This is a genomic window from Saccharothrix hoggarensis (assembly GCF_042678885.1).
Classification (GTDB): Bacteria; Actinomycetota; Actinomycetes; order Mycobacteriales; family Pseudonocardiaceae; genus Actinosynnema; species Actinosynnema hoggarensis.
The window spans coordinates 1-3,494 of the sequence record NZ_JBHTLK010000393.1; the positions used below are offsets into that span (position 1 = coordinate 1).

The following is a 3,494-nucleotide window of genomic DNA, read 5'->3' on the forward strand; positions in this document are numbered from 1 at the left end:
TGCCGTGCCGACGAAGACCGACGTCGAACTGGCCGAGGCGAAGGTGGTCGAGCTGACCAACGCCGAGCGCGCCGCCCACGGCTGCCCGGCCCTCGCCGCCGACGACCGGCTGGCCGCCGCCGCCCGCGCGCACAGCGCCGACATGGCCGCCCAGGACTACTTCGACCACGTGTCCAAGGACGGGCGGTCCTTCGTGGACCGGGTCAAGGCCGCCGGCTACCCGCAGCCGGGCGCCGAGAACATCGCCGCGGGCCAGCGCACCCCCGAGGCCGTCGTGAAGGGCTGGATGGACTCACCCGGCCACCGGGCGAACATCCTGAACTGCAAGCTCAAGGCGTTGGGCGCGGGCATGGCGCGCGGCGGCTCCTACGGCGTCTACTGGACTCAGAACTTCGGCTGGTGACCGTCGCGGTCGTGACCGCCCGCGGGCAGCTCGTCGAGGATCAGCACGGTGTGGCTGGACGTCACGTCCGGCATCGTCTGCAACCGGGAGAGCACCAGGTCGCGCAGGCTGTGGGCGTCGGGCGCCCGCACCAGGAGCACCAGGTCGTAGTCGCCGGACACCAGCGCGCCGTGCCACACCTCGGGGATCTCCATGACCCGCTGCCGCACGGCCTTCCACGAGTGCTGGCTGATCTTGAGGTAGACGTAGGCGGAGATGCCGAAGCCGTAGCGCTCCGGGTCGACGACCGCCGCGTACCCCGTGATGACGCCGTCGCGGTGCAGCCGCTCGACCCGCGAGTACGCGCTCGCGCGCGAGATGTGCAGCTTCTCCGCGAGCGCCCGCATGGACATCCTGCCGTCCGCCCGCAGCTCCTCCACGACGCGCCGGTCGAGCGCGTCGAGCGGTGCCGAATGTCCAGCCCGTGCCGTCATGTGGCCGACGATAACCCGTCTGCGGGCCAATCGTCCGGATTCGAGGCCCGGATCTGGAACTTTGGCCGCTGTGACGCGGACCATGCCCTCCATCTCGTCACATGAGACACCCGGAGGAGCCCATGGCCCGCACCCGCGCGCCCGAGCGGACGTTGCTGCCCAGCGACGAACCGCTGTCGCTGCTGCGCAAGGACGGTTCGCCGGTGGACGACTCGCCACTGGCCATGCCCGACGACGACGTGCTGGTGGAGCTGCACCGGCGGATGGTCGTCGGCCGCCGCTTCGACACCCAGGCCACCGCGCTGACCAAGCAGGGCCGGCTCGCCGTCTACCCGTCGTCACGAGGGCAGGAGGCGTGCGAGGTCGGCTCGGTGCTCGCGCTGCGCCCCGACGACTGGCTGTTCCCGACCTACCGCGATTCGGTCGCGCTCGTCACCCGGGGCGTCGACCCGGCCGAGACGCTGACCCTCCTCCAGGGCGGCTGGCACCTCGGGTACGACCCGTACGAGCACCGCGTCGGCCCCCAGTGCACCCCGCTGGCGACCAACACGCTGCACGCGGTCGGCTTCGCGCACGCGGCCCGGTTGAAGGGCGAGGACACGGCGGCGCTGGTGCTGCTGGGCGACGGCGCCACGTCCGAGGGCGACACGCACGAGGCGCTGAACTTCGCCGGCGTGTGGCAGGCGCCCGTGGTGTTCCTGGTGCAGAACAACGGTTACGCGATCAGCGTGCCCATGTCGAAGCAGAACGCCGCGCCGTCGTTGGCGCACAAGGGCATCGGGTACGGCGTGCCGTCCGTGCTGGTGGACGGCAACGACGCGGCCGCCGTGTACGCGGTCGTGCGCGAGGCGCTGGCGGCCGGCGGGCCGACGTTGATCGAGGCCCTGACCTACCGGATCGAGGCGCACACCAACGCCGACGACGCCACCCGCTACCGCACGTCCGACGAGGTCGCGTCCTGGCTGGACCGCGACCCGGTCGACCGGCTGGAGGCGTACCTGGCGTCGCGCGGGCTGCTGGACAACGCGCGGCGCGCGGCGGTGGCGGCCGAGGCGGAGGAGTTCGCGGCGTCCGTGCGGGCGAAGATGAACGCCGACTTCGTGCCGTCGCCCGACGAGCTGTTCGAGCACGTCTACGCGACCATGCCGCGCCACCTGCGGGAGCAGGCGGCGGCGCTGCGGGAGGAACTGGCATGACGGCGACGTCCGAGGTCACGGGGGAGCCGGAGGCGGCTGCGGTGGCCCAGGTTTCGATGGCGGGCGCGTTGAACCGGGCGTTGGCCGACGCCCTGGCCGCCGACCCGACCGTGCTGGTGTTCGGCGAGGACGTCGGCCCGCTCGGCGGCGTGTTCCGGGTGACCGACGGGCTGGCCGCGCGGTTCGGCGACGACCGGGTGTTCGACACGCCGCTCGCCGAGTCCGGCATCGTCGGCACGGCCATCGGCATGGCCATGAACGGCCTGCGGCCCGTGGTGGAGATGCAGTTCGACGCGTTCGCCTACCCGGCGTTCGAGCAGATCACCAGCCACCTGGCGAAGCTGCGCAACCGCACCCGCGGCCGGGTGGAGCTGCCCGTGGTGATCCGCGTGCCGTACGGCGGCGGGATCGGCGGCGTCGAGCACCACTGCGACTCGTCGGAGGCGTACTACACGCACACGCCGGGGCTGCGGGTCGTCACGCCCGGAACGCCGGACGACGCGTACCGGTTGTTGCGCGACTCCATCGACTCACCCGACCCGGTGATCTTCCTGGAGCCGAAGCGGCGGTACTGGACGAAGGGCGACCTCGCGGTCGGTTCAACACCTGCGATCGGGTTCGACCGGGCGTTGGTGCGGCGCGCCGGGAAGGACGTCACGCTCATCGCCTACGGACCCATGGTCGCGACCGCGCTGGAGACGGCCGACGCGGCGGCGGAGGAGGGCTGGGACGTCGAGGTGGTGGACCTCCGGTCGCTGTCGCCGTTCGACGACGAGACCGTGTGCGCGTCGGTCCGCCGGACCGGCCGGGCGGTGGTCGTGCACGAGGCGTCCGGGTTCGGCGGGTACGGCGCGGAGGTCGTCGCGCGGGTGACCGAGCGGTGCTTCCACCACCTGCACGCGCCCGTGCTGCGGGTGACCGGGTTCGACATCCCCTACCCGCCGCCGAAGCTGGAGGAGCACCACCTGCCGAGCGTCGACCGCATCCTGGACGCGATCGACCGGCTGCAGTGGGACGACGAGGTCGTGGAGGCCTACGGTGCCTGACTTCCGGCTGCCCGACCTGGGCGAGGGGTTGACCGAGGGCGAGATCGTCACCTGGCTCGTGTCGGTGGGGGACCACGTGTCCATCGACCAGCCCGTGGTGGAGGTCGAGACGGCGAAGGCCGTGGTCGAGGTGCCGTGCCCGTACGAGGGCGTGGTGAGCGCGCGGTTCGGCGAGCCGGGGGAGAAGCTGGCCGTCGGCTCGGTGCTGCTGTCGGTCGGCGCGCCCGAGGCCACTTCGGAGGGGTCGGGCAACGTCCTGATCGGCTACGGCACGTCCGACACCCCGCGCCGACGCCGTCCGCGCCGGTCCGGCGGTCAGCGGGTGCCGCACCCGGACACCGCTCGCCGCCCCGCGCCGATCCCCGCCGCCCGCACC

At 72.7% G+C, this 3,494-nt stretch carries 5 protein-coding genes; 4 read left to right on the forward strand and 1 reads right to left on the reverse strand.

Features of this window, described 5'->3' with window-relative positions; all coding sequences use genetic code 11:
• Window positions 1-403 (forward strand): CAP domain-containing protein (locus ACFQ3T_RS35345; RefSeq protein ID WP_380730288.1); only part of this gene is annotated, 403 nt, incomplete at its 5' end.
• On the opposite strand, the gene ACFQ3T_RS35350 is transcribed toward ACFQ3T_RS35345, so the two are convergent.
• Entirely contained in the window at window positions 385-876 is a 492-nt protein-coding gene (locus ACFQ3T_RS35350) for an Lrp/AsnC family transcriptional regulator (protein ID WP_380730290.1), read from the reverse strand. The two genes, ACFQ3T_RS35345 and ACFQ3T_RS35350, sit on opposite strands and share 19 nt — an antisense overlap.
• Before the next feature lie 122 nt (window positions 877-998).
• Here ACFQ3T_RS35350 and pdhA point away from each other — a divergent pair, with 122 nt between their 5' ends.
• The 3 genes from pdhA to ACFQ3T_RS35365 all read left to right on the forward strand — a co-directional run.
• Window positions 999-2,072 carry a pyruvate dehydrogenase (acetyl-transferring) E1 component subunit alpha gene (gene pdhA / locus ACFQ3T_RS35355; protein WP_380730292.1) on the forward strand — a complete coding sequence of 358 codons (1,074 nt, stop codon included), beginning with the start codon at window positions 999-1,001 and terminating at the stop codon, window positions 2,070-2,072.
• Window positions 2,069-3,118, forward strand: coding sequence for an alpha-ketoacid dehydrogenase subunit beta (locus tag ACFQ3T_RS35360; protein ID WP_380730295.1), 1,050 nt, complete (start codon window positions 2,069-2,071; stop codon window positions 3,116-3,118). The genes pdhA and ACFQ3T_RS35360 overlap by 4 nt, the downstream gene beginning before the upstream one ends.
• Window positions 3,111-3,494: biotin/lipoyl-containing protein (locus tag ACFQ3T_RS35365; RefSeq protein WP_380730297.1), on the forward strand; the 384-nt coding region annotated here is incomplete at its 3' end. The genes ACFQ3T_RS35360 and ACFQ3T_RS35365, both read left to right, overlap by 8 nt.